This window comes from Maricaulis sp. CAU 1757 (assembly GCF_054482675.1).
The window spans coordinates 304,090-324,554 of record NZ_JBTLRI010000002.1; the positions used below are offsets into that span (position 1 = coordinate 304,090).

16 protein-coding genes are annotated in these 20,465 nt (G+C 65.8%); 5 read left to right on the plus strand and 11 right to left on the minus strand.

Features of this window, described 5'->3' with window-relative positions; genetic code table 11:
• Positions 1 to 33: 33 nt before the first annotated feature.
• Complete coding sequence (locus ACXYMR_RS07715) at positions 34 to 372, minus strand: P-II family nitrogen regulator (protein ID WP_458942264.1); 339 nt, start codon at positions 370 to 372, stop codon at positions 34 to 36.
• A gap of 111 nt (positions 373 to 483) precedes the next feature.
• Between ACXYMR_RS07715 and ACXYMR_RS07720 the strand changes: the two genes are divergently transcribed.
• Together ACXYMR_RS07720 and ACXYMR_RS07725 are read left to right on the plus strand one after the other, a co-directional pair.
• Entirely contained in the window at positions 484 to 2,019 is a 1,536-nt protein-coding gene (locus ACXYMR_RS07720) for an NAD(P)H-hydrate dehydratase (RefSeq protein WP_458942266.1), read from the plus strand.
• A 99-nt stretch (positions 2,020 to 2,118) separates the two neighbouring features.
• Complete coding sequence (locus ACXYMR_RS07725) at positions 2,119 to 4,401, plus strand: NADP-dependent malic enzyme (RefSeq protein ID WP_458942267.1); 2,283 nt, start codon at positions 2,119 to 2,121, stop codon at positions 4,399 to 4,401.
• Here the strand turns inward: ACXYMR_RS07725 and ACXYMR_RS07730 are convergent.
• On the minus strand, positions 4,398 to 4,634 hold the full coding sequence (locus ACXYMR_RS07730) for a hypothetical protein (protein WP_458942269.1): 237 nt from the start codon (positions 4,632 to 4,634) through the stop codon (positions 4,398 to 4,400). The genes ACXYMR_RS07725 and ACXYMR_RS07730 overlap by 4 nt on opposite strands.
• Positions 4,635 to 4,792: 158 nt before the next feature.
• Positions 4,793 to 6,160 carry an MBL fold metallo-hydrolase RNA specificity domain-containing protein gene (locus ACXYMR_RS07735; protein ID WP_458942271.1) on the minus strand — a complete coding sequence of 456 codons (1,368 nt, stop codon included), beginning with the start codon at positions 6,158 to 6,160 and terminating at the stop codon, positions 4,793 to 4,795.
• Positions 6,161 to 6,312: 152 nt separating this feature from the next.
• Here ACXYMR_RS07735 and parC point away from each other — a divergent pair, with 152 nt between their 5' ends.
• The 3 genes from parC (at position 6,313) to ACXYMR_RS07750 (ending at position 10,410) form a co-directional block, all read left to right on the plus strand.
• A complete protein-coding gene (parC, locus tag ACXYMR_RS07740; protein WP_458942273.1) occupies positions 6,313 to 8,589 on the plus strand; it encodes a DNA topoisomerase IV subunit A in 2,277 nt (758 codons plus the stop codon).
• A gap of 204 nt (positions 8,590 to 8,793) precedes the next feature.
• Positions 8,794 to 9,345 carry a LemA family protein gene (locus ACXYMR_RS07745; RefSeq protein ID WP_458942275.1) on the plus strand — a complete coding sequence of 184 codons (552 nt, stop codon included), beginning with the start codon at positions 8,794 to 8,796 and terminating at the stop codon, positions 9,343 to 9,345.
• 18 nt (positions 9,346 to 9,363) lie between these two features.
• A complete protein-coding gene (locus ACXYMR_RS07750) occupies positions 9,364 to 10,410 on the plus strand; it encodes a M48 family metallopeptidase (RefSeq protein WP_458942276.1) in 1,047 nt (348 codons plus the stop codon).
• Positions 10,411 to 10,428: 18 nt separating this feature from the next.
• On the opposite strand, the gene ACXYMR_RS07755 is transcribed toward ACXYMR_RS07750, so the two are convergent.
• The 8 genes from ACXYMR_RS07755 to ACXYMR_RS07790 all read right to left on the minus strand — a co-directional run bounded on the left by ACXYMR_RS07755 (position 10,429) and on the right by ACXYMR_RS07790 (position 20,237).
• Positions 10,429 to 11,811, minus strand: coding sequence for an amidohydrolase family protein (locus ACXYMR_RS07755; protein ID WP_458942278.1), 1,383 nt, complete (start codon positions 11,809 to 11,811; stop codon positions 10,429 to 10,431).
• Between the two features lie 105 nt (positions 11,812 to 11,916).
• Positions 11,917 to 12,969 carry a helix-turn-helix domain-containing protein gene (locus tag ACXYMR_RS07760; RefSeq protein WP_458942279.1) on the minus strand — a complete coding sequence of 351 codons (1,053 nt, stop codon included), beginning with the start codon at positions 12,967 to 12,969 and terminating at the stop codon, positions 11,917 to 11,919.
• Between the two features lie 10 nt (positions 12,970 to 12,979).
• A complete protein-coding gene (locus tag ACXYMR_RS07765) occupies positions 12,980 to 14,068 on the minus strand; it encodes an AI-2E family transporter (RefSeq protein ID WP_458942281.1) in 1,089 nt (362 codons plus the stop codon).
• A complete protein-coding gene (locus ACXYMR_RS07770; protein ID WP_458942283.1) occupies positions 14,061 to 15,656 on the minus strand; it encodes a TRAP transporter large permease in 1,596 nt (531 codons plus the stop codon). The genes ACXYMR_RS07765 and ACXYMR_RS07770 overlap by 8 nt, the downstream gene beginning before the upstream one ends.
• A gap of 1 nt (position 15,657) precedes the next feature.
• A complete protein-coding gene (locus tag ACXYMR_RS07775; protein ID WP_458942284.1) occupies positions 15,658 to 16,437 on the minus strand; it encodes a TRAP transporter small permease subunit in 780 nt (259 codons plus the stop codon).
• A 2-nt stretch (positions 16,438 to 16,439) separates the two neighbouring features.
• A complete protein-coding gene (locus ACXYMR_RS07780) occupies positions 16,440 to 17,564 on the minus strand; it encodes a TRAP transporter substrate-binding protein (protein WP_458942285.1) in 1,125 nt (374 codons plus the stop codon).
• A 22-nt stretch (positions 17,565 to 17,586) separates the two neighbouring features.
• A complete protein-coding gene (locus ACXYMR_RS07785; protein ID WP_458942286.1) occupies positions 17,587 to 18,354 on the minus strand; it encodes an arginyltransferase in 768 nt (255 codons plus the stop codon).
• Between the two features lie 41 nt (positions 18,355 to 18,395).
• Positions 18,396 to 20,237, minus strand: a complete 1,842-nt coding sequence (locus tag ACXYMR_RS07790; protein WP_458942287.1) for an SLC13 family permease — start codon at positions 20,235 to 20,237, stop codon at positions 18,396 to 18,398.
• Positions 20,238 to 20,465: the final 228 nt, after the last annotated feature.

Consider the following 20,465-nt stretch of genomic DNA (forward strand, 5'->3'; position numbering starts at 1 on the left):
GGGTGTGGGAGAGAGGGCGGGTGGCTTAGGTAACTACAGGGCGTCCGATCCGGTTTCACCGGTGCGGATGCGAATGACACTTTCAACGGGGCTGACAAAGATCTTGCCGTCGCCGATGCGGCCGGTCTGGGCGGCTGACTTGATGGCTTCGATGGCAGCGTCGACGCGGTCGGAGGCTACGACCAGCTCGATCTTGATCTTCGGCAGGAAGTCGACGACGTATTCGGCACCGCGATAGAGCTCGGTGTGGCCCTTCTGGCGACCAAAGCCCTTGGCTTCGATCACGGTCAGGCCCTGAACGCCGATGTCCTGGAGCGCTTCTTTCACGTCATCGAGCTTGAACGGCTTTATGATCGCTTCGATTTTCTTCATCATCGACTCCTCGACTTGTTGCCCGGACCTTACGAAGGGGCGGCATCCAGGCAAGACGGGTCGGCCCCGCGGTACTGAAGAATGCGGGTTTTGCCATATAATGGAGCAAATGTGCCACATCATGGAGCAGAGTGCGGCGGGGAGATCCTGTCGACCGCGGCTGTCGGTGCCTGTGATGCCCACGCCGAATCGCACGGTGTCAGTGGCTGGCGCCTGATGCAGCACGCCGGCGCGGCCGTGGCTGATGCGATCATCAAACGCTGGGCTGCGCGCGACACGCTGGTCTTGTGCGGGCCAGGCAATAACGGCGGTGACGGGTTGGTTTGCGCGGCGCAGCTGCGCGCTGCGGGCTGGCCGGTCCATGTGGCCCTGCTCGGACAGGCGCACCAATTGGAAGGTGATGCCCGCCAGGCACTGGACGCTTGGAACGGTCCGGTGCAGGCGGCCGAGGCGGCACAGCCAGCGCGGCACGCCCTGGTCATCGATGCCCTGTTCGGAGCCGGCCTCAACAGGCCCCTGGAGGGCGATCCCGCCCGGCTGGTTAGAGTAATCCGGGAGGCCGGAATGCCGTGTGTGGCAATCGACCTGCCGTCCGGCCTGCGGGGGGATGCAGAAACCGACTCAACGGGGTTGTGCGCCCCGGCCGAGCTGACGGTGACCTTTCATCGCCGCAAACCGGCGCATGTGCTGCAGCCGGCAGCCGGGTTGTGCGGCGAAGTGATCGTGGCGGATATCGGCATTCCCGACAGCTGGCGCGCGTCGGTGGATCCGCTGGCCGAGCTGAACGCGCCGGAGCTCTGGCGCGAGGCGCTGCCGCGACCGGGGAGGACGACGCACAAGCATGCTCGCGGACGGCTGGCCGTCTTTTCCGGGCCGGCCAGTTCGACCGGTGCCGCACGGCTGGCCGCGCGGGCCGGGTTACGGGCCGGGGCAGGGCTGGTGATGCTGGCCAGCCCGCCGGGTGCAGTGCTCGTCAACGCGGCCCAGGAAACCGCGGTCATGGTCAAGCGCTGCGACAGGCCGGATGAATTCCTCGAAGCCATGCAGGCTGATGCTGCCGTCGTCGGCCCGGGTCTCGGGCTCGGCGCCGGACCAGAGGCAGCGGAGCGGGTTCGGGAGCAGGTGATGGCGGCGCTCGCGACATCTGCTGGTCTGGTACTCGATGCCGACGCGCTAAGCGCATTCACTGACGTGCCGGAGCAGCTATTCGATGCTTTGCGCGCGGATGATGTCCTGACCCCGCATGAGGGCGAATTCCAGCGCCTGTTCGGCGAGCTTGAGGGTCACAAGATTGCGCGCGCCGAGGCCGCGGCGGAGAGGGCCGGCTGCGTGGTCGTGCTCAAGGGTCCGGACAGCGTGATTGCGGCGCCGGGCCGGCTTGCCCGGGTCAATACTCATGCCAGCCCCGACCTGGCGACCGCGGGCAGTGGCGATGTCCTGGCCGGCCTGATCGGAGGGCTGGTGGCGCAGGGCATGGCCCCCTTCGAAGCCGCCAGCGCTGCGGTCTGGTTGCATGGTGATGCGGCTCTCAACCTGGGTCGGGGGCTGGTGGCGGAGGATCTGGTGCCGGCGCTGCAAGCGGCGCTGCAACGCTGCGAAGCAGCGCGGCAGCGGGCTGCGTCCCTGGCTGCCCTGCAAGCGGACTGAGGCTTTCCGCGCCGGGGACTTGGCGCGCCGCCCGGCACACGTCATGTTCGGCCCAACCCTTTGACCCGGCCTGTCCGGGTGCTCCGGCCGAGGTGATGCATGCCGACCGACAAGACCTATACCCCTGAAAGCCAACTCGATATCGACGCGTTGGAGTTCCACGCCCAGCCCACGCCGGGCAAGCTCGGGGTCGCGGCGACCAAACCGATGGCGACCCAGCGCGATCTGGCGCTTGCCTATTCGCCTGGCGTGGCGGCCCCCGTTCGCATGATCGCGCAGGACCCGGACGCTGTTTATGATTACACCTCGAAGGGCAATATGGTCGCGGTAGTGTCCAACGGCACCGCAATTCTTGGCCTCGGAAACCTCGGGCCGGCCGCGTCCAAGCCCGTGATGGAAGGCAAGGCGGTGCTGTTCAAGCGCTTCGCCGACCTGGATGCCGTGGATGTCGAGGTCGACTACACTGACCCGGACCAGTTCATCGAATGTGTGCGCGGCTTCGGCAATACGTTCGGAGGCATCAATCTCGAGGACATCAAGGCCCCGGAATGCTTCGAGATCGAGACCCGTCTGCGCGAGGAGCTCGACATCCCTGTCTTCCATGACGACCAGCACGGCACGGCGATCATCGCTGCCGCGGGGCTGATCAATGCCTGCGACCTGACGGGGCGCAAGTTCGAGGACCTGAAAGTGGTGTTGTGTGGCGCCGGGGCTGCCGGGCTGTCGGTGCTGGAACTGATCGAGCGCATGGGCGTGCGGTCGGAGAACACCATCGTCGTGGACATTGAGGGCGTGGTCTATGAGGGCCGTCCGGGTGGCCATGAGCGGCTGATGAAGCACGCCATACCGACCGACAAGCGCACTCTGCTGGAAGCGGCGGAAGGTGCGGACGTCCTGCTCGGCCTGTCGGCAGCCGGCGTGTTCACCAAGGACATCATCGCCGCGTTGGCCCCGAACCCGATCGTCTTCGCCATGGCCAATCCGACCCCCGAGATTACTCCGGAAGAGGTCAAGCAGGTCCGCGACGACGTTATCATGGCCACGGGCCGGTCCGATTATCCCAACCAGGTCAACAACGTCCTCGGTTTCCCCTATATTTTCCGCGGGGCCCTCGACGTGCGCGCGCGGACCATCAATGAAGAGATGAAGATCGCCGCGGCGGAAGCCCTGGCGGCGCTGGCGCGTGAGGATGTGCCTGACGAGGTGGCGCGGGCCTACAAGGTCGATCGGCTGCAATACGGGCGTGAATACATCATCCCGACTCCCTTTGATCCGCGCCTTATCTCTTTCGTGCCGCCCTTCGTCGCCCAGGCGGCCATCGATACCGGTGTGGCACGACGGCCGATCGAGGACGGTCTCGTCTATCGCCAGGCGCTGGCGCGGCGGCTCGACCCGACGGCGGCGCTGCAGCAGCGCGTCGCCTCGGCGGTGCGCGCGGCACCGGACAAGACCATCGTGTTTGCCGAGGGTGAAGAGCCGTCGGTGATCCGCGCCGCGCATGCCTTTCAGTCCCAGGGGCTCGGCAAGGCGGTGCTGGTGGCGCGCGAGAACGTCGTCGAGGCGAACATGAGGGAGCTCGGCATTCCGCCCGGCTCGCTTGAAGTGATCAATGCCCGCCTGTCGGACTACAATGCCGAATACGCGGACTTCCTGTACGAACGCCTGCAGCGCAAGGGCTATCTGAGGCGCGACGTGCAGCGGCGCGTTAACAATGACCGCAATGTATTCTCCGCCTGCATGCTCAAGATGGGGCACGCCGACGGCATGGTCACCGGCGTGACGCGGCACGCCAATGTGGCGCTGCGCGATGTCGAACTGGTGCTCGACCCGGTCGAGGGCGGCCGCGCGGTGGGTATCACGGCTGCGGTGACCCGCGGACGGACACTGTTGATCAGTGATGTCTCGGTGACCGAATTCCCCGACGCGCGAGCCTTGGCCGAGATCGCTATTGCCAGTGCCGGCGCGGCCAAGCGCTATGGTCTGACGCCCCATCTGGCCTTCCTGTCCTATTCATCCTTCGGCAATCCGCCGGGCGAGCGCACCACCAAGATCCAGGACGCGGTCGCGCTGCTCGACGAGCTGGGGGTCGATTTTGAGTATGAGGGCGAGATGGCAGCCGATGTGGCGCTCGACCCCGAACACCACGCGCTCTATCCATTCTCGCGCCTGACCGAGCCAGCCAATGTGCTGATCATGCCGGCGGTACATTCCGCCTCGATCGCGGTGCGCCTGTTAAAGGCGGCCGGCGGAGCGACGGTGATCGGGCCGATGATGGTGGGACTGGAGAAGCCGGTGCAGATTGCCCGCCTGGGGGCGTCTCCGAGCGATATCGTGAGCCTAGCCAGCGTGGCGGCATACGATCTGAACAAGGCGGAGGTCTAGCTCCGCGTCATCTTGGCGAGACTTGGCCACAGTCTTGCGGTGAGGTCGATCGCATGACTGGCGTGCTTGAAGATGTTGCGGGTCGTCACCCATGTTACGGTCGCCGCACTGCGGCGGCCTTCCTTTTCGCGCGCGGTTGAGAGAGGCGCAGCTGCTTCAGGCCAGCCACTGGCCTGCTCGACGACATGTCGTAGCGTGGCAAGGTCGGGATTGAGGCGTTTAAGCCTTGCCATCCGCGGGCTCGAGGGCCTGCCAGGCCGAGTTTGATGGCTTGGCCTCGTCAGATCCGATCGGGTCGGTGGCAATGAGGGTCGGAAACGGGGGGCGAGCGGCGATGAGCGATTGGACCGGACGGGCTTCGACGCGGACCCGAGCTTGTCCGGAGCGTTATTCATTCGAGAGCAACGCGATCATCCAGTGCCGGCACCTGGCACGTCCAGCCGAGCGTCCCCCTAATGCGCTCGGCGAGGGCTGCGCTGGCATCGGGTTCGCCGTGGGTGACGAAGGTCAAGCGGGGCGCCTGACGGAAATGGCCGAGCCAGTCTATGATCTCGTCGGCATCGGCGTGAGCAGACAGCATGTCGAGCTGCACGACTTCTGCCGCGATCGTGACGTTATTGCCATGGATCCGGACTTCTCGCGCTCCGCCGACGATTTTTTCTCCCCGGGTACCGGCGGCCTGGAACCCGGTGAACAGCAGGGTGTTCCGGCGATCCGGGGCGTATTGCTTGAGATGGTGAAGAATGCGGCCGCCCGTCGCCATCCCGCTCGCCGAAATGATCACCTTGGGCAGGGGGTTGAGGGTCAGAGCCTTGGACTGGTCGGTGTCGCGCGTGAAGGTGGCGGCGCTGCAGGCGAGGCGGCATTCCTCCGGGTTCAGCTTCTGGTCGCCAATATGCTGGCACATCAGTTCGCTGGCATTGATGGCCATCGGGCTGTCGAGGAAGACCGGGACATCGGCGATGCGACCCTCTTTCTTGAGCCGGTGGATCAGGTAGAGCAGGGTTTGGGTGCGCCCGACGGCGAAGGCCGGGACCAGCACGGTGCCGCCGCGTTGGACCGTCTCATTGATCACTCGGGCCAACCGGTCGGACGCGGAGATGTCCTCGTGGCGGCGATTGCCATAGGTCGATTCCACGACGAGGAAATCGGCCTCCTCGACGGCGTGGGGGTCAGGCAGGGTCTCTGAGTTCGGCCGACCGAGGTCGCCGGAAAAGACGATACGGCGGTCATCCGGCAGGGTGAGCTCGATGATTGCCGCGCCGAGTATGTGACCGGCCCGGAAAAACCGGGCCGACAGCCCGCCGGCCAGTGTTCGGGACTCGCCGAACGGGACCTTCTCGAATTGCTCCAGGCAGTCGCGGGCTTCGCGCTCCGTATAAAGCGGCTTGGCGGGGCGGTGGCGTGTGTGGCCATAGCGGTTGGCCAGCTCCGCCTCGCGTTCGTGCAGATATCCACTATCGCGCAGCAGAATGGCACACAGGTCGGTGGTCGCCGCGCTGGCCAGGACCGGGCCGGTAAAACCCTCCCGCACCAGTACCGGTAGGTAGCCGGAATGGTCGATGTGGGCATGTGTCAGCAGTACGCCATCGACGGAATGGGGTGATACCGGAAACGGTAGCCAGTTGCGCTCGCGCAGCTCCCGTTCGCCCTGGAACATGCCGCAATCGACAAGCCATTGGGTGGTGTCGGTGCGGACTAGATATTTCGAGCCGGTCACGGTTCCGGCCGCACCGAGAAAGCGGATTTCAGCTGTCATCGCCACACTCTAGAGGGCCTAGGCCGCCAGCGCTAGACATCCGGGAGTCGTCCTGGGGCGTTGCCCTGCCGCCCGGTGCTGCGCTGCGCCCCTGCGCGCCTCGAATCGGCGACCTATACTGGTTCGCATCGAATCAGGAAGGCGCGGAACTCATGGGTGAGCATTTCGATCCCGATGGCGGGCACATTGTCGAGGAGAAGTTCGAGGAGGCGCTGTCGCGGCGTTACCTGGCCTACGCCCTCTCGACCATCACCCAGCGTGCCTTGCCGGACGCCCGCGATGGTCTGAAGCCGGTGCACCGGCGCTTGCTCTACGCCATGCGCGAACTGAAGCTCAACCCCGATCAGGCATTCAAGAAATCAGCCCGCGTGGTGGGTGACGTGATCGGTAAGTACCACCCGCACGGCGACCAGTCGGTTTACGAGGCGCTGGTTCGCCTGGCCCAGGATTTCGCGTCGCGCTATCCCCTGGTCGAAGGCCAGGGCAATTTTGGCAATGTCGACGGCGATGGCGCCGCGGCCATGCGATACACCGAGGCCCGTCTGACCCATGCAGCGGAATTGCTGCTGCAGGACATCGAGCACGGCACGGTGGATTTCGAGGAGACCTATGACGGGTCGGAGCGCGAGCCCTTGGTGCTTCCGGGGGCCTTCCCGAACCTTCTGGCCAACGGTTCGACGGGCATCGCGGTCGGCATGGCGACTTCGATCCCGCCCCACAATGTGGCCGAGCTGTGCGCCGCGGCGGCGGTGCTGATCGACAATCCCGAGGCGACGACCGATGACCTTCTCGGCCACGTCCAGGGGCCGGATTTCCCGACCGGTGGCACGATGGTGGAAGGCCCCGAGGCGATCCGCGAGGCCTACGAGAGCGGGCGCGGCGGCTTCCGGGTGCGGGCGAAGTGGGAGAAGGAAGACATCGGGCGCGGCATGTGGCGCATCGTGGTCACCGAGATTCCCTATCTGGTGCAGAAGTCCAAGCTGGTCGAGCGTATCGCCACGCTGATGGACGCCAAGAAACTGCCCCTGCTGGACGACGTGCTCGACGAGAGCGCCGAGGATATTCGCCTGGTGCTGGAGCCGAAGTCGAAGCTGGTCGATGCCGACATGCTGATGGAAAGCCTGTTCAAGCTGACCGACTTGGAAACCCGTATCTCGCTCAATCTCAATGTCCTCGATCCCAACGGCACTCCGGGCGTGGTGGGGCTGAAATCGGCATTGCAGACCTGGCTCGACCACCGCCGCGAGGTCGTGGTGCGACGGGCCGAGACCCGGCTGGCCAAGGTCGAGGACCGGCTGGAAGTGCTGGCCGGCTACCTGATCGTCTATGCCGACCTGGACGAGGTCATCCGCATCATCCGCTTCGAGGACGAACCCAAGGCCAAGCTAATGGCCACGTTCGAGCTGTCCGAGCGCCAGGCCGAGGCCATCCTGAACATGCGCCTGCGCGCCCTGCGCAAGCTGGAAGAGCTGGAAATCCGCAAAGAGGACGACCGGCTGCGCGGCGAGCGCGAGGAGCTCAAGGCGCTCATCGGCTCGACGGCGCTGCAGTGGGACAAGGTCAAGGGCGAGGTCGCATCGGTCGGCGAATACTATGCCGAAACGACGCCGCTGGGTAAGCGCCGGACCGTGTTCGGCGAGGCACCGGATATCTCCGGCGAGGTTTCCGTCGAGGCTTTCGTGGTGCGCGAACCGATCACCGCCGTGCTGTCGGAGCGCGGCTGGGTGCGGGCCCTCAAGGGACACATCAATGACGTCACCGAACTCAAGTTCAAGGAGGGCGACCGCTCGGCCTTCGCGGTCAAGTGCGAGACCACTGACAAGCTGCTGATGTTCGCCACCGACGGCAAGTTCTACACGCTGGAAGCATCCAAGCTGCCGGGTGGACGCGGCCATGGCGAGCCGGTGCGCCTGCATGTCGACCTGCCGGAGGACGCGGCCCCGATCGGCCTGTTCAAGTATGATCCCGAGCGCACCCTGCTGGTCGCCTCGACCGGCAATACAGGCTTTCGGGTCCAGGAAAAGGACTGTGTCGCCATGAAGAAGGGCGGCAAGCAGATCCTCAATGTCGCCGAGGGCGACGAGGCACTGCTGTGCATCCCGGCCATGGGCGACATGTGCGCGCTGATCGGCGAGCACAAGAAACTCCTGGTCTTCCCGCTCGACGAGATCCCGCAGATGTCGCGTGGCAAGGGCGTCAAGCTGATGGGCGGCAAGGGCGCCCGCCTGGCCGATGCCACGACCTTCTCCTCGGAAGAGGGCCTGACCTGGCTTGACGGGGCCGGGCGTCGCTTCTCGCTGGATGACTGGAAACTGTGGACCGCCAAGCGCGCTCAGGCCGGCAAGATGGCGCCGCGCGGCTTCCCGCGCTCGCTGCGCTTCGCGCCCCGTGGGTCGGAATTCCTGGCTTCGCAGGCGAAGGCAGAATAGGGCACTTAGCCGGCTCGCTGTCGTTTCCTTTGGTACAAGTTAAGCAGCGCAGTAAGGGGGCTCCCGAGCGGATTGACCGTCGCCTTGGTTGTTCTTTCCTATCGCGACCCGGTTTTCTCCATCGGATTTTCCCACTTCAACCGTAGGCGAATTGGCCTAGTCTGCGGACTGGTGCCCCGGATGGGCCGGGCAGGGAGAGCATTCATGGACGTCGGCGTCATTCTTCTCATTCTGGTGATCGGCTTCGGTCTGATCCTGGTCCTGATCTACAACCGCCTCGTGGCCTTGCGGCAGACCGTCGGTCAGGCCTGGGGCGATATCGACGTGCAGCTCAAGCAGCGTCATGACCTGGTGCCCAACCTGGTCGAGACCGTGAAGGGCTATGCCTCGCACGAGAAGGAAACGCTGGAGAATGTCGTGAAGGCGCGCCAACAGGCCGTCGACGCGACGTCGATGAAGGACCTGGCGGCGGCGGAGAACTTGCTGTCCGGCGCCCTGCGCCAGCTGTTTGCGCTGTCCGAGGCCTATCCCGATCTCAAGGCGAACGAAAACTTTCTCGCCCTGCAGCGCGAGCTGGCCGATCTGGAAAACAAGATCGCGGCGGCGCGTCGCTTCTTCAACAATGCGGTCAATGAGTACAATACGGCGACAGAGCAGTTTCCGGCCGTGCTGATCGCCAATTCCTTCGGCTTCAAGCATCGTGACTATTTCGAGGTCGCGGAGAGTGAGCGCGGGGCGCCCAAGGTGCAGTTCTAGGCTGGAACGGAGGCCTAAATGGCGTTTCTCAGCGCGACCGGCCTGCGCACCCATATCTGGAACAATAATCTCAAATCAGTGCTGTTGCTGGCCGGATTTCCGGTCCTGCTGACGCTGATCGGCTATGCCGTGGCTCTGGTCTGGATCGCTATTGGCGGCGAAGGCGAGTATGTGGCCCGACAGGCGGCCAAGGGCGTTACGGTCGGCGAACCGACGCTGCTGGATTCAATGGCGGCGGCAGCCCAACTCCTGCCGCGCATCGCGCTGTTCGGCACGGTCGGGGCCGGCCTCTGGTTCGGCATTGCCTGGCTGTTTCACCAGTCGATGATCAATGCCGCTACAGGGGCCAGGTCGGTGACGCGCAAGCAGGAGCCGGATCTCTACAACCTGCTGGAAAACCTATGTATTTCGCGCGGCATGGCAATACCCAAGCTGGCGGTGATCGAGAGCGGCGTGCTCAACGCCTATGCCTCCGGGCTGAGCGAGAAGAACTACCAGATCGCGGTGACCCGTGGACTCATCGAGCGCCTCGAGCGCGATGAGCTGGAAGCCGTGCTGGCGCACGAGCTGTCGCATATCCGGCACAAGGATGTGCGCTTGCTGGTAATCGCTGTGATCTTCGCCGGGATCATCTCGTTCGCCGCCGAGATGATGTTCCGCAATTTGATGTGGGGCGGTTTGCGCGCGGGCGGCCGCGGACGCTCTGGATCGCGCAATGGTGGCATGCTGATCCTGCTCGCAGTGGCGCTCATCGTGGTCGCCTATTTGCTGTCGATCATGATCCGCTTTGCCCTGTCGAGGCGACGCGAATACATGGCCGATGCCGGCGCCATTGAGCTGACCCGCAATCCCGACGCGATGATCTCGGCACTGGAGAAGATTTCCGGTCGGGCCGAGATGCAGAAGGCACCGGCTGAAGTGCGAGAGATGATGCTGGAGAATCCGAAGACCGGCTTCATGGGCGTGTTCGCCACCCACCCGCCGATCGAGAAGCGCATCGCGGCGCTGGTCGAGCATGCGGGCGGGCGGCGGCGGGTGCGCCGCTCGGCAGTGCCGGAAGTGTGATGGAGGCCAGTATTGCCCTCACCGCTGCAGGAGGTGGTTGAGGACGCGCCAGCCGGTCCGGAGACGGCTCGGCTGGGCGGACGCCTCGCGCAGTTCGGACAATCGGCCCGCATCGAGCCAGACCCCGTCGCGCGCTACCGCCACGGGGCGACGCAGGGTCGACAGGTGCTCGATCGGGTTGCCGTCGAGCAGGACAAGGTCGGCCCGATAGCCCGCAGCCACACGGCCGATTTCGGTCTCCAGATCCAGCGCACGGGCCGGGTTGAGGGTAGCGGCCTGCAGGGCCTCGAGCGGGGTCAGACCCGCCGCGACGAGGAGTTCGATTTCTTCCGAAACGGATATGCCGTGCGGTGTGGCCATGACGCCGGCATCGGTGCCTACCACGATCTCGACCCCGGCAGCGTGCATCAGCCCGGTGAGTTCGACATAGAAGGCCTGCATGCGGCTGCGCTCGTCGGAGGAATGGCCGGCCCAGTAATCATAGCTGCCCTGCTCGGACCAGCGGACGACCGGGTTGAAACTGTCCATGCCCGGTCGATCGAGATGCGCGCCGCGGGTCTCGACGATGCGGGCCAGATTGTGGTGCACGATGAGGGTCGGGGTGAGGCGAGCCTGATGAGCGGCGAGAGTCTCGGCGAGCGCCTGGCCGCGAGCCAGGTCGCGGTCGTCCTGCAGGGCAAACCAGACCAGCGATTCCATGTGTTCGATTGTGACGAAATCCGCCGCCAGCGTGTCCGCCAGTCCCAGCGGGTCGTCAGGGCTGCCCTCGATCGGGTGGCCGGACAGGGTCATGCCAAGCCGGTCGGCTTCCTCGCGGATGACGGCGAAATTTTCGCGCGAGAGGTTGGAGTAGAGTTTGAGGTGGCGATGGCCGGCCCGGTGTTGGCGGCGGACCGCCCGGCGGGCGGCGTCAGGAGAGTGGACAAGCGTCTGCAGGATGTTGACATTGCGGCCGTCGCGTTGGTTGAGGATGGCTCCGGTCGTGACCAGGCGCGGGCCGAGCAGGTGACCGCGCTCGATGCGCTCGGCCATGGAGCGATGAAAGGGGAGGCCGCCAAGGTTGCGCAGCGTGGTGACGCCGTAGGCGAGGTTTGCCGCGAGGTCGACCTCGTCGAACACGTGAACATGCATGTCGACGAGGCCGGGCATGAGCACCCCGCCCTGGGCGTCGACGATGCGGGTATTGGCCGGGTCTGGAATCTCCGACCCGCCGATGGCGGCAATGACGCCGGCCTCGACCCGGACCGAGGTTCGCGGTGACAGGGACCCGGTCTCGATGTCGAGAACATGGACATCACGGATCAGGACGGGCGGAGCGCTGACGGGGCGGGACAAGGCGCTCGGAGCACTGCAGGCGCCGAGAGCGAAGACAGCCATGACGACGGCAAGGCGATTGAACAAGACGGGATCTCCGGAAACCAAAGCCCGTCTCTTGCGCGCGGCACGACTGACCGTCGTCCGGATTCGTGAATCGGGACGTCCGGATTTCTGCCGGGACCGGCGAGGTCAGCCGGCGAGGCTGGCGCGGTAACCGGACGGGGTGTGCCCCGTCTCGCGCTTGAACCACGCATTGAACACTGACTTCGAGCTGAAACCGGCGGTGTAGGCCATGTCGAGGACGGTGTCGGCTCCCTGCTGGTCGTGGGCGCCGGCCATCATGCCGCACACGTCTTCGACGCGTAGGGCATTGATATAGGCGTTGAACGTGCGACCGGTGGCATTGCGGATCGCCGTCGAGGCTTGGCGGGGCGTCAGGCCGGTCGCAACCGCAACCTCGGCCAGGGTCAGGCGGGGTTCGGTGTAGAGGGCCTCCCGGCGCACCAGCAGGTCGAGTTGCCGGAAATCCGGCTCGGCGGCATCGGTGGTACCGTCCGGCGGCGCGGTGGCGGTGTCCAGCGATCCTGGAACGAGACCATCAAACAGGGCGTGGTGACGGATGGCGAGATAAACCAGGCCAATGGTCAGAATGAGGGAGCCGAACAGGGAGGCAAAATAGGCGTCGGGCGTCGCCAGCCACGGCCAGGCCGTGTGCAGGCCCGGCAGGTCCATGCGGGCAATGTCGAAGGCCTCATCGGCGAGATAGACGGCGAGGGCCGCGTACATCCAGCGCAGGCCGATGGTCTCGGCGTCGGAGCGGGTCGTGCGGATGGTGCGCTGGTAGCGGACCAGCAGCCAGACGACAGCAAGGGCGTAGGCGATGACTGACAAGCGGGCGGCGGCCTCTACCCAGTCGAGCGCAGTGGTGGTCATGGCCAGACCGGTCAGAAAGGGCAGGGCGTGCGGCCAGTCGCGCCAGCTGAGCGACGCGCCGGCGAAGATCAGGCCCCGCGTCAGGAGGAAGAAGAGCGGCGGATAGGCCAGGCGGAAGGCCGGGGTGACGAGGTGGATGTCGCGAAAGCCGGTGGTTTCCTCAAGGTAGTTGAAGACCATCCACAGGCAGGCCAGCAGCATCAGCGCGGTGAGGGCGCGCAGGCGCTGTCGGTGGATGGTCAGCAAAGCGCTTAGGGCGGCCACCGAGGCGAGGATGACCTGCAGCAGGTTGACAGGTTCGATCGTCATCCGGGCGCGGTCATGCCTCGTCCCGGTCGACATCCAGTATCCCGGCGAAGGCCTCGCCGAAGATGAACCAGATGGACGAGAACAGGGCGGCGATGACCGGGCCGATGATGATGCCGACGGCGCCGAACAGGGACAGCCCGCCCAGGGTCGAGATCAGCACCATGAGGTCGGACATCTTGGCGTCCTTGCCGACGAGGACGGGGCGCAGGAGATTGTCCGAGGTGCCGACCACGATGGCGCCCCAAAGACCCAGCCCGATGGCCTGTGCGACGTCGCCGGAAACGTAGAGCCAGATGGCCGCCGGTAGCCAGACGATTGGCGTTCCGATCATCGGGATGATCGACAGGAGGGCCGCCACGGCACCCCAGAAGATCGCGCCTGGAACACCGGCCACAGCCAGACCGACCCCGGTCAGCACGCCCTGTATGACGGCGATGACGAAGGTGCCCTTGACCGTCGCCTTGATGGTCGACTGAACGCGCTCGGAGAGCAGGCGACGCTGTTCCACCGACATCGGCAGCAGATCGACGGAGCGTTCCACCGTCGACGGGCCGATGAGCAGGAAGAAGAACAGGGCGTAGACCAGGATGAAGATATTGAGCACCGCCTTGAGGGCACCGCCTGTGCCGCGCTGCAGGCCGTCGACAAGGAGGCCGCCCACCGTGCCTGTCATGTCGCCGAGCTGGGCTGTGATCGCTGTCTGGTATTCGATGATCTGCTCGCGGAAGGGCAGCCAGACGGGCAGGCCGTCGAGCCCGTTTTCGCGGATCAGGTCGACCTGGCGCTCGACCCACGGCGAGACCCGCTCGGTGACGTCGGCGGCCTGCTCGACCACCATCCCCAGGACGATGACGGCCGGGACGACGAAGGCCAGGATGGTCGCGCTGACCAGGATGGCGGCGGACAGCTGGCGGCGACCACCGAGCTTCGCGGACAGCCAGTTCTCGGTGTCGCGAAGGAAAAAGGCGACGACGCCGGCGAGGAAAAGCGCGGCGAGGTAATCGCGTACCATCCAAACAAAAATGGCCGAAATGATCAGCGCCAGTGCGGCGATGAAACCGCGTTCGAGCGACAGCTTTCGGGTCGGCGGTTCAGCCATAGAGCCACTCCGGCAGGGCCGTGGCGAGGGCCGGGATGGCGGCCACGGCGAGGATGGCGAGGAGCTGGATAATGACGAAAGGAATGGCGCCGCGATAGATGGCTGTCGTCGTGACTTCCGGCGGTGCGACGCCGCGCAGGTAGAACAGGGCGAAGCCGAAGGGCGGGGTCAGGAAGGAGGTCTGCAAATTCATCGCCATCAGCACGCCGAGCCAGACCGGGTCGACGCCCATGATCAGCAGGATCGGGGCGACGATGGGCACGACTACGAAGGTGATCTCGATGAAGTCGAGGAAGAAGCCGAGCAGGAACATCACCAGCATGACCACGGCGAGGGCGCCCCAGACGCCGCCGGGCACGCTTTCCAGGGCCTGATGCACGGCCGCGTCGCCGCCGAGCTCACGGAAGATGAGCGAGAACAGGGCGGCGCCGATGAGGATGACGAAGACCATGGCGGAGATGCCGGCGGTGGCGGTCATCACGTCGTCGAGCACGCCGGACCGCTTGAGGCGCACCAGGCTGTGCGTCGCCCCGGCCACGGACATGACGACCAGGACCCAGGCGATCAGCTGCCAGGTGCCGTCGAGATCGGCGATGTAGAGGCGGCGTTCCTGGCCGATATTGGCCAGCACGACGGTGGCGATCAGTCCGATCAGCGCCGCCAGGCCGAGATAGCACAGCCATTTGCCCCAGGCTGGATTGCCCACCTGTCCGGCATTGCGGGCGCCGGCGATGAAGGTCGCCCCGACGGCGCCGACGCCAGCCGCCTCGGTCGGCGTGGCCAGGCCGGTGAGGATGGAACCGAGCACGGCGATGATCAGGGCCAGCGGCGGTAGCAGGGCATGCAGCAGCTTGCCCCAGTCGGTGGCGCCGTCCGACTGGGGTGCGGCGGGCGCGTGGTGCGGCCGGGTGATGGCGATGAAGATCTGATAGCCGACATAGAGCAGGACCAGGCCGAGGCCGGGAATCAGCGCGCCGGCGAACAGGTCGCCGACCGAGACGATGTCCGGCGAGAAAATGCCCTGGGCACGCTGGGCTTCCTGGTAGGCGTTGGAAATCTGGTCGCCGAGCAGGACGAGGACGATGGAGGGCGGAATGATCTGGCCCAGTGTGCCGGCGGCGGCGATCGACCCGGCGGCCAGCGACGGGTCATAGCCGCGCTTGAGCATGGTTGGCAGGGACAGAAGACCCATGGTCACCACGGTGGCCCCGACAATGCCGGTCGAGGCCGCGAGCAGGGCGCCGACGAGGACCACGGAAATGCCCAGCCCGCCGCGCAGCGAGCCGAACAGGGCGCCCATGGCTTCGAGCAATTCTTCCGCGATGCGGGATTTTTCCAGCATCACGCCCATGAAGACAAAGAGCGGCACGGCGACCAGGATCTGCCGGTCCATTTCCATGAGATTGCCGTAGATGCGCTGTGGGAAGGCGCGGAAATGGATCGGGTCGAACACGCCGAGGCCGAGCCCGATGAAGGCGAAGCCGAGGGCCACGCCGGCCAGGGTGAAGGCGACCGGATAGCCGCGCAGCAGCGCCGCGAAGGCGGCGGCGAACATCAGGAAGGGTAGGAGATCGATCAGCAGGCCCATGTCAGATCTCCGCCTCGAGCGAGCCGCGGCCCGGCGGGGAGGCCTGGCCAGCCAGGGTCAGGACGGCGCGGGCCGCCATGGCCACACCCTGCAGGATCATCATCACCGCAAACAGGGCGATGGAGGTTTTCAGCAGGTAGACGAAGGCCAGGCCGTCGCTTTCGCGGGAGCTCTCCAGGATGCGCCAGGTCGAGGTGAGATAACCGGTTGAGGCCCACAGGATGAGCAGGCAGGTCGGGATCAGGGCGAGATAGGTCCCCAGCAGGTTTGTCCAGGCTTTGCCGCGCGCATCAGCCTTTGCATAGAACACGTCGACACGGACATGGCCGTCGGCCAGCAGGGTCGAGGCCGAGGCGAGCAGGAACAGGAGGGCGTGCATGTAGATCACGCTTTCCTGCAGTTTTGTCGAGGCGAAGCCGAAGACATAGCGCTGGATGACCACGACGACGGTGACCACGACCAGGCCGAGGGCGAACCAGCGCGCCGCGCCGCCAATGGTCAGGCTGATCGTGTCGATGACCTGGATGGCGCGGCGATGCAGGTCCCAGACGCGGTCAGGCAGGCGGCCGAAGCGGCCGGTGACGCCCGTCAGCAGGGGCAGGACGAGTACCGGCAGTGCGGCCAGGCCGATCCAGCCGGCGATGTGGCCGGCCTGCAGGGCCAGGCCGGGTAGGTGTTCGCGGCTCCAGGCGGTGACGCCGCCCTGGGTGATCGCGTCCACGATGGCGAGGGCCAGGCCGAATGCGAGCAGGACGAGGATCGTGCGGTCGCCGGGGCGCATGGTCAGCCGCCCAGAACGCGTTCGCGCTGGGCCATGTAGGGCATTTCGGAAATCCGGCCCCAGCCGCGCATGGTGTTGCGGGCGCCGACATAGCTCTCGTAGACACGGCGGGTGAAGGCGTCGGAATTGCCGGTGTCGGCGACGACCTGTTCGGCGACCTCGCCGACGCGGTTCCAGATCTCGTCGGAGAAGCTGCGCAACTGGACGCCGTGCTCTCGGGTCAGCACGTCGAGGGCCTGACCGTTCTGCCACTGGAATTCGGCCAGCGACAGATTGTTGGCGGTCAGGCAGGCGGAGCGGACAATGGCCTGGTGATCGCTGTCGAGGCCGTCCCAGACGGCGCGGTTCATGCCGACGCCGAGACAGGCGCCCGGCTCGTGGAAGCCAGGGCCGTAATAGAAAGGCGCTTCGCGGTAGAAGCCGAAGGACAGGTCGTTCCACGGGCCGACCCATTCGGTGGCGTCGATGGCACCGGACTGCAGGGCCGGATAGATTTCACCGCCGGACAGGGTGACGGCGGCGCCGCCGAGCTCGCGCAGGACATTGCCGCCGAGACCCGGAATGCGCATGCGCAGCCCGCGGAAGTCCTCCAGCGCATTGATTTCGCGCTTGAACCAACCGCCCATCTGGTGACCGGTATTGCCGGCCTGGAAAGGCTTGATGTTGAACTGGCCGGCGAGCTCGTCCCACAAGGCCTGGCCACCGCCGAACTCGACCCAGCCCATGATCTCGTGCGCGGTCATGCCGAAGGGGACGGCGGTGAAGAAGTTGAAGGCGGGTGACTTGCCCTGCCAGTAGTACTCGGCGCCGTGATACATGTCGGCGGTACCTTCGGAGACGGCGTCGAAGGCCTCGAAGGCACTGACGATCTCGCCGGCGGCGTAGACGCGCACTTCCAGCTGTCCGGCCGACATCCGGGTGATCTGTTCGGCCACCGTGTTGGCGGCGGTACCGAGCCCGGGAAAATTGGCCGGCCAGGTGGTGACCATACGCAGCTGGCGGACGCCGCGATTGATGTTCGGCGCGGCCGGTGTGGCGCTGCCCGTCGATTGGCCCGTTTCGCCGCACGCAGTGGCCACAGTGGCCGCCGCGATGGCGCCGCCGCTCAGAAATGTGCGTCGATCCATGCTGGTCTCCCCCCGGTATGTGTCAGGACGCCGTGTCGTCGTCCCCATCGTCGCGCGCATCGTTACCCAGTTCGGCGAGGGGCTGCCAGCCCGCGGGTGAAAGAACTTGCAGCGGCGAGAACTGGGATTTGTACGCCATCTTGCGGCTGTCCTCGATCCAGTAGCCCAGATAGACGAAGGGCAGGCCGGCCGCCTCGGCCTGGCGCACCGCATCGAGGATCATGAAGGCGCCAAGGCTGCGACGATCCTGGTCGGGGTCGAAATAGCTGTAGATCAGCGACAGGCCGTCGCGCAGCACATCGGTCAGGGCCGCCGCGACAAGCTTGCCGGCGGTATCCCGGTATTCGGCGACATGGGTACGCTGGGCCCCGTCCTCGACCATCATCACATACTCGCCGAAGGACATGCCCGCCATGTCGCCATCGCCGTGGCGGCTGTCGAGATAGCGCGTCATCAGCTCGTATTGCTCCAGCGTCGCCGTCACGCTGTCGGTGGATACGGCGAGATCGCGATTGCGCGATGTGATTTTGCGCCAGCGCCGCTTCCACTCGAAGCGGGCGGCATCAACGCGCACCGACTTGCAGGCATCACAGCCCTCGCACGCCGGCCGGTAGAGCACCGTCTGGCTGCGCCGGAAACCGGCATGGGTGAGGGCGTCATTGAGGGCCGGACCTTCGCCCAGCTCGAGGCGGGTGAACACCTTGCGTTCCCAGCGGCCGGGCAGGTACGGGCACGGCGCCGCCGCGGTCAGGAAGAAGGGGATCTGTCGCGTGGCGAACGGGTGGGTCAAGGGAGCTCCGAGATCATGGCATCCTGGCGGGGCGAGCCCGGTCAGCCGCCGCCCAGTCCGTAGAGCATAACCAGATACGCCGTGAAGGCCAGCCAGAACAGGACAACCAGAGGCGCTCCGGCGCGCAGATAGTCGGCGAAACGGTAATGCCCCGGACCCATGACCAGCAGGTTGGTCTGATACCCGATCGGCGTGGCGAAACAGGTGTTGGCGGCGAACAGCACCGTCAGGGCGAACATTGTCGGGTCAGCGCCCATCTGGTCGGCGGCCTGCACGGCAATGGGCGTGAACAGCACGGCCGTGGCGCTGTTGGACAGCACGTTGGTCAGAATGGCGATGAGGATGAACAGGGCCGACATCAGCGCCACCGGTCCGTAGGGCGCGAACACCGTGACCACGGCACTGGCCATCACGGCGGCCGCTCCCGTGGCCTGCATGGCGGTTCCGAGGGCGATGGCCGAGCCGATCAGCAGATAGACCCTCATGTCGACGGCGCGCGCGGCCTGGCGGGTGTTGAGGCAGCCGGCGGCGATCATCAGCACGGCGCCGACGAAAGAGGCCAGGGCGATCGGTACAACGCCGCTGGCGGCGCCGAGTACGACGCCGAGGAAAATCACCCGCGCGGCGTGGGCCCGGCGGGGATCGGCGATCGAGGTGGTCGACCATTCCAGCAGCAGGAGGTCGCGGTCCGAGCGCAGGGCCCGCTGGGCCGACTTGGAACCGAACAGCAGAAGCGTGTCCCCGGCCTCGAGGCGGATCTCGCCCATGCGCGAACGGATCATGCGGCTGCGGCGCTGGATGCCGAGCACGATGCAGCCGGTGGCGTGGCGGAAGCCGATCTGCTGGATGGTGCGGCCGATCAGGCGCGAACCGGGCGAGACCACCGCCTCGGTCATGATCAGGCTGTCGCCGGGCGGCGGATTATCGCCGGGCCCCGAGGCTTCCAGCATGCCGCGCATGAAGTCCGCGCGCTTGGACAGGAGGTCGGTCAGGGTCTGGCGGGTGGCGGCGACGATGACCAGATCGCCGGACTTCAGCGCCACCTGGTCGAAGGGCGGCAGCAGGGCGTGCTCGCCGCGCTGGATCATGCGCACGGTCATGTCGGGCAGGTCGGTGAACATGCCGGCGACCGGTTTCTTGCCGATCAGCGGATGGTCCGCGGTGACCTCCAGCTGGGCGATGTACTGCCGCCCCTTGCCGCCGGCGATCTCGCTTTCCATCGAGGCCCGGTCGGGCAGCAGGCGGGGCAGGATGAGGACGATGTAGACGATGCCGACGGCGGCCAGGTAGAGGCCGGGCCAGGTCGGCGTGAAGAAGGTGAAGTTGATGCCTGACGTGTTGCGCAGGGCGTCGGCGACGAGCAGGTTCGTCGACGAGCCGATGAGCGTCGTCATGCCGGCCAGGATGCAGACATAGCTGAGCGGTATCATCAGCTTGGACGGGCTGGCTTCCATCCGCTTGGCAATGGCCACCAGGATCGGCACGAACATGACCACGACCGGCGTGTTGTTGATGAAGGCCGAGACGATGAAGACGAAGGCGAACATCGCCACCATGGTGGCCCGCGGGTGCAGGTCGTAGGAGGACAGGAGAAATTGCGTCGGGCCTTCCATGGCCCCGGTCTGGAAAATGCCTTGGCCGACGATGAGCAGGCAGAGAATGGTGAACAGGGCCGGATTGGCGAAGCCGGCCAGGAGTTCGGCGATCGACGGGTTGTCGGTCTCCAGCGGGAAGAAGTGGAAGAAGATCATCAGCACGGCGACGATGCCGGCCGAGACGATTTCCAGCGGCAGGCGGTCCCAAGCATACAGGACGATGGCCACGACCAGCCCGCCCAGCATTGCCCACATCTGCCATACGTCGAGCGAGGTCTCTATAATCATTGCCAATTCTGGAATTTATGGATCCGGATAGTCCGTCTGCCGAACGCTAGCATGCAGCGCGCGCGATTGCGAAGCCCCGAGTTGCGGTGGGGGTGCGCGCCGGGGCGCTGGCGCGGAGAAATCAAGGCCGGAACAGGAGGTGGGCTTCCAGAGCGCAAGCCGGAAAACGGGGACAAATTTCTTTCTATCCCCGCCGATCTGAGAATTTTGAGCAATAAATACAGGCGA